General features: G+C 39.4%; 4 protein-coding genes. 3 read left to right on the forward strand and 1 reads right to left on the reverse strand.

What is annotated here, in order from left to right; genetic code table 11:
• Positions 1–423: 423 nt before the first annotated feature.
• The 3 genes from malQ (at position 424) to ADI58_RS11655 (ending at position 4,666) form a co-directional block, all read left to right on the forward strand.
• A complete protein-coding gene (malQ, locus tag ADI58_RS02625; protein WP_049521347.1) occupies positions 424–1,941 on the forward strand; it encodes a 4-alpha-glucanotransferase in 1,518 nt (505 codons plus the stop codon).
• Between the two features lie 25 nt (positions 1,942–1,966).
• Entirely contained in the window at positions 1,967–4,225 is a 2,259-nt protein-coding gene (glgP, locus tag ADI58_RS02630; RefSeq protein ID WP_049521348.1) for a glycogen/starch/alpha-glucan family phosphorylase, read from the forward strand.
• 234 nt (positions 4,226–4,459) lie between these two features.
• Positions 4,460–4,666: a hypothetical protein gene (locus ADI58_RS11655; RefSeq protein WP_049521349.1), complete on the forward strand. Its 207-nt coding sequence runs from the start codon at positions 4,460–4,462 to the stop codon at positions 4,664–4,666.
• Between the two features lie 355 nt (positions 4,667–5,021).
• Here ADI58_RS11655 and ADI58_RS02640 read toward each other — a convergent pair whose 3' ends face one another.
• Positions 5,022–5,870, reverse strand: a complete 849-nt coding sequence (locus tag ADI58_RS02640; RefSeq protein WP_049521350.1) for a putative RNA methyltransferase — start codon at positions 5,868–5,870, stop codon at positions 5,022–5,024.
• Between the last annotated feature and the right edge of the window lie 130 nt (positions 5,871–6,000).

Below are 6,000 nucleotides of genomic sequence, written 5' to 3' on the forward strand. Positions count from 1 at the left end.
GGGACTAGTATAGCACAAATAGAAAACGGTTGCAAGTGTTTTTTGTAAAAATTTTAAAAAAATTTCACGGAAAGGGTAAGCGTTTTATTTGCTTATAATAGAAGAAAAGTTAGAAAATATATTTTCATGCTTTTACTGAAATTATTTAGGGAAACGATTGCCTAGATTTTGAACAAAAAATAAATTGCTCTAGACCAAAAGTAGGCTAAGTTGAGCCTTCTATTTGTAGTTGAAGAAGATTTTGTAAATAGAAAAGGAAAATGTATATGTATACATAAAGAAGGACAAGTTTTTTTAAAAAAATAATCAAAAAGTTTTTTAAAAACGCTTGCATTTGTCGGGAAAATACGCTATAATTATCTTAACGCAAACGTTTGCGCCCAAAAATGAAAATTTAAACTACAAATACACGAGGTGTTGTTTATGAAAAAACGTCAAAGTGGTGTGTTGATGCACATCTCTTCTCTCCCAGGAGCATACGGAATCGGATCATTTGGTAAAAGTGCTTACGACTTCGTTGATTTCTTGGTTCGCACAAAACAACGTTACTGGCAAATCCTTCCACTAGGAACAACTAGTTACGGAGACTCTCCTTACCAATCTTTCTCAGCCTTCGCAGGGAACACTCATTTTATCGATTTAGATATCTTGGTGGAACAAGGCTTGTTGCAAGCAAATGATCTTGAAGGGGTTGACTTTGGTAGTGATGCGTCTGAAGTTGATTATGCTAAGATTTACTATGCACGTCGTCCTCTTTTAGAAAAAGCGGTGAAACGTTTCTTTGAAGTTGGAGATGTTAAAGATTTTGAGAAATTTGCTCAAGACAACCAATCATGGCTTGAGCTCTTTGCTGAGTATATGGCTATCAAAGAACATTTTGAAAATCTTGCTTGGACTGAATGGCCAGATGCTGATGCTCGCGTTCGTAAAGCTTCAGCACTTGAAAGCTATCGTGAGCAATTGGCAGACAAGTTGGTTTACCACCGCGTGACTCAATACTTCTTCTTCCAACAATGGTTGAAATTGAAAGCTTACGCTAACGACAACCACATCGAAATCGTTGGGGACATGCCAATCTATGTAGCGGAAGATTCAAGCGATATGTGGGCAAATCCACATCTCTTCAAAACAGATGTCAACGGTAAGGCAACATGCATCGCAGGATGTCCACCAGATGAGTTTTCTGCAACTGGTCAGCTTTGGGGTAACCCAATCTATGATTGGGAAGCAATGGACAAAGACGGCTACAAATGGTGGATTGAACGCTTGCGTGAAAGCTTCAAAATCTACGATATCGTTCGTATCGACCACTTCCGTGGTTTCGAATCTTACTGGGAAATCCCTGCTGGTTCCGATACAGCAGCACCTGGTGAGTGGGTCAAAGGTCCTGGCTACAAGCTCTTTGCAGCCGTTAAGGAAGAACTTGGTGAGTTAAACATCATCGCTGAAGACCTTGGATTCATGACTGATGAAGTTATTGAGTTGCGTGAACGTACTGGCTTCCCAGGAATGAAGATTCTTCAATTTGCCTTCAACCCAGAAGACGAAAGTATCGATAGCCCACACTTGGCACCTGCTAACTCAGTTATGTACACAGGAACACACGATAACAACACGGTCCTTGGTTGGTACCGTAACGAGATTGATGATGCGACTCGTGAGTACATGGCTCGCTACACCAACCGTAAAGAATACGAAACAGTTCCACACGCTATGCTTCGTACAGTCTTTTCATCAGTTAGCTTCATGGCAATTGCAACTATGCAAGATTTGCTAGAATTGGATGAGACAGCTCGTATGAACTTCCCATCTACCCTTGGTGGAAACTGGTCTTGGCGTATGACTGAAGATCAATTGACACCAGCTGTCGAGGAAGGTTTGCTTGACTTGACAACAATCTATCGACGAATTAATGAAAATTTGGTAGAATTAAAGAAATAATACAATATCAGGAGACACCTTAAACATGTTATCACTACAAGAATTTGTACAAAATCGTTACAATAAAACCATTGCAGAATGTAGCAATGAAGAGCTTTACCTTGCTCTTCTTAACTACAGCAAGCTTGCAAGCAGCCAAAAACCAGTCAACACTGGTAAAAAGAAAGTTTACTATATCTCAGCTGAGTTCTTGATTGGTAAACTCTTGTCAAACAACTTGATCAACCTTGGTCTTTACGACGATGTCAAAAAAGAACTTGCTGCTGCAGGTAAAGACTTGATCGAAGTTGAAGAAGTTGAATTGGAACCATCTCTTGGTAATGGTGGTTTGGGACGTTTGGCTGCCTGCTTTATCGACTCAATTGCGACTCTTGGTTTGAATGGTGACGGTGTTGGTCTGAACTACCACTTTGGTCTTTTCCAACAAGTTCTTAAAAACAACCAACAAGAAACAATTCCAAATGCATGGTTGACAGAGCAAAACTGGTTGGTTCGCTCAAGCCGTAGCTACCAAGTACCATTTGCAGACTTTACTTTGACATCAACTCTTTACGATATTGATGTTACTGGTTATGAAACAGCAACTAAAAACCGCTTGCGTTTGTTTGACTTGGATTCAGTTGATTCTTCTATTATTAAAGATGGTATCAACTTTGACAAGACAGATATCGCTCGCAACTTGACTCTTTTCCTTTACCCAGACGATAGCGATAAACAAGGTGAATTGCTCCGTATCTTCCAACAATACTTCATGGTTTCAAACGGTGCTCAATTGATCATCGATGAAGCAATCGAAAAAGGAAGCAACTTGCATGACCTTGCTGACTACGCTGTTGTACAAATCAACGATACTCACCCATCAATGGTTATCCCTGAATTGATCCGTCTTTTGACTGCACGTGGTATCGAGCTTGACGAAGCAATCTCAATCGTTCGTAGCATGACTGCCTACACTAACCACACAATCCTTGCTGAAGCCCTTGAAAAATGGCCTCTTGAATTCTTGCAAGAAGTGGTTCCTCACTTGGTACCAATCATTAAAGAATTGGACCGTCGCGTGAAAGCAGAAGTGAAAGATCCAGCTGTTCAAATTATTGACGAGAGCGGACGTGTTCACATGGCTCACATGGATATCCACTACGGATACAGCGTTAACGGAGTAGCAGCACTTCACACTGAAATCTTGAAGAACTCTGAGTTGAAAGCTTTCTACGACCTTTACCCAGAAAAATTCAACAATAAAACAAACGGTATTACTTTCCGTCGTTGGCTCATGCATGCTAACCCAAGCTTGTCTCACTACTTGGATGAGATTCTTGGAGAAGGTTGGCACCATGAAGCTGATGAGCTTGAAAAACTATTGTCTTATGAAGACAAAGCAGCTGTCAAAGAAAAATTGGAAAGCATCAAGGCTCACAACAAACGTAAATTGGCTCGTCACTTGAAAGAACACCAAGGTGTGGAAATTAATCCAAACTCTATCTTTGACATCCAAATCAAACGTCTTCACGAGTACAAACGCCAACAAATGAACGCTTTGTACGTAATCCACAAATACCTTGACATCAAAGCTGGTAACATCCCTGCTCGCCCAATCACAATCTTCTTTGGTGGTAAAGCAGCTCCAGCCTACACAATCGCTCAAGACATCATCCACTTGATTCTTTGCATGTCAGAAGTTATTGCTAACGATCCAGCAGTAGCTCCACACTTGCAAGTAGTTATGGTTGAAAACTACAACGTTACTGCAGCAAGCTTCCTTATCCCAGCATGTGATATCTCAGAACAAATCTCACTTGCTTCTAAAGAAGCTTCAGGTACTGGTAACATGAAATTCATGTTGAACGGAGCTTTGACTCTTGGTACTATGGACGGAGCTAACGTGGAAATCGCTGAGTTGGTTGGCGACGAAAACATCTACATCTTTGGTGAAGATTCAGAAACTGTTATAGACCTTTACGCAAAAGCAGCTTACAAATCAAGTGAATTCTACGCTCGTAAAGCTATCAAACCATTGGTTGACTTCATCGTTAGCGATGCAGTTCTTGCAGCTGGAAACAAAGAGCGCTTGGAACGTCTTTACAATGAATTGATCAACAAAGACTGGTTCATGACTCTTCTTGACTTGGAAGACTACATCAAAGTGAAAGAGCAAATGCTTGCTGACTACGAAGACCGTGACGCATGGTTGGATAAAGTCATCGTTAACATTTCTAAAGCAGGATTCTTCTCATCTGACCGTACAATCGCTCAGTATAACGAAGATATCTGGCACTTGAACTAAGATACAAGTTTATACTAATACATTTTGTAAAAAAGCGAGTTTCGATTGAAATTCGCTTTTTTAAATGCTGTGGATTTGGGTCAATCTTGTCTTAAAAGAAGAGAAAGCATAGACGTATTGAAGGTTTAACACTCTCTTTCAATCTCATGCTTCTTCTTTAGTTGATTACCTCACATTTCTTGTATTCGCTTACATAAAGTATTATAATATGATTGTAGGAAAGAAGGTGTTTTTATGTGGAAAAAATATTTTTCAAAATATAGATGGACTGATTTATTTTGGATTTTATTTATCATTTTGACCTGCCTCTATATAGGTAATCACGATTTGTTTCCTCTCAATCATCAAGAAATCTCTTTTCGTGGTAGCATTTGGGGTTTGGTACTGGCCTTATATCACTTACTGTTTATTGATAAGTTTGTTATCTCGAATCGAAAATAAAGTTTAGGGCTATGCTTAGCTGTGTACCTTTAGGATTGATTTTTGGGGGAAGATTTTGTCTCTATTATTTATTATTTTAAATTTGTTTATCTTGTACAAGATCTATTCTTTGAGACGGCAGAAATCGAAATACTTGATTTATACGTCCTATATCATATTTGGGATAAATGTAATATATGGTATTCAATGGTTATTAAAAGAACTGATTTCAAAGATTTCCACTTAATGTGTATAGAAACTCCAGTGATTTTTGCATAACAAAACGCATAAGATTAAGGTTTTTGAGTACCTGTTCTTATGCGTTTTTGTAATATTGAAGATTTTTGGTAAGTTTTCTGCTTTTGGGAAGTCTAGTTTAGAATGTTTTCCCAATAAGAATCTCAGCCTCAATAGTAATCTCTGTCAGTTGGCTCCAGTCAATCTTGCTCTGGTCAACGTGAAAGAGTAATGGGGTCATACTGAGTAGGGCTTGGAGCTGCTCTGCTGTGATAGGCTTGGTTAGTGAGGCAGTTTTACTGGATAAGATAGTGAAGTTGTTTTGGAAATGATTTTTGATATCTTGGTTGGAATAATCCTTGTTTGTCAGCTGGTCCTGTACCCTTTGACGGATTTCTCTGAGGTGATTTTCAGTTGGGATGACCTTTATCAAGATGCCGTCTTTGGATAAAACGCGACGAAATTCTCCGTAATTGGCAGGGGAAAAGATATCAAGTAAGATATCCATGCTAGCGTCTTTTATAGGAAGACGAGCCAAGTCACCAACGAACCAGTTGACTGCCCAGTTTGGTTCACTCTTGGCAGCGATTTGGACGGAATCTTTGGAAATATCAAAGGCATAGAAGGTTTTGTCAGGATGACTTTCTTGAAGTTTGCGAGAATAGAATCCTTCGCCACAACCGATATCTAAAATTGTTTTGGCATTTTTTGAGTTTGAAAGTAAATCAGAGACGACCTCTAGAATAGCCTGATAAAAGCCGGCTTCTAGGATTTGTTGGCGGTTTTGAAAGTTGTCCTTGTCGTAGTTGGCAGATTGCTTGATTTGAGGTGCCAGATTGACATAGCCAAATTTCGCCAAGTCAAAAGAATGACGGTTGTAACACTTGAAACTAGTCTCTAGCAGAGTCAGATTTTCTTGACAGACAGGACAGGCAAAGGCAGTCGCAGAAGCAAAACGCTGAAGTTTGGGTTTGAGATTTGTATTCATAGTTTAAGTGTATCAAAAGAGGCAAATGAAAGCAACTTTAGGAATAAGTAGATGGGAGATTCAGTAGAAATAAAACTAATACTCTTCGAAAATCAAATTCAAACCACGTCAACGTCGCCTTGCCGTACTC

Source organism: Streptococcus mitis, assembly GCF_001074635.1.
Taxonomy (GTDB): Bacteria; Bacillota; Bacilli; order Lactobacillales; family Streptococcaceae; genus Streptococcus; species Streptococcus mitis_E.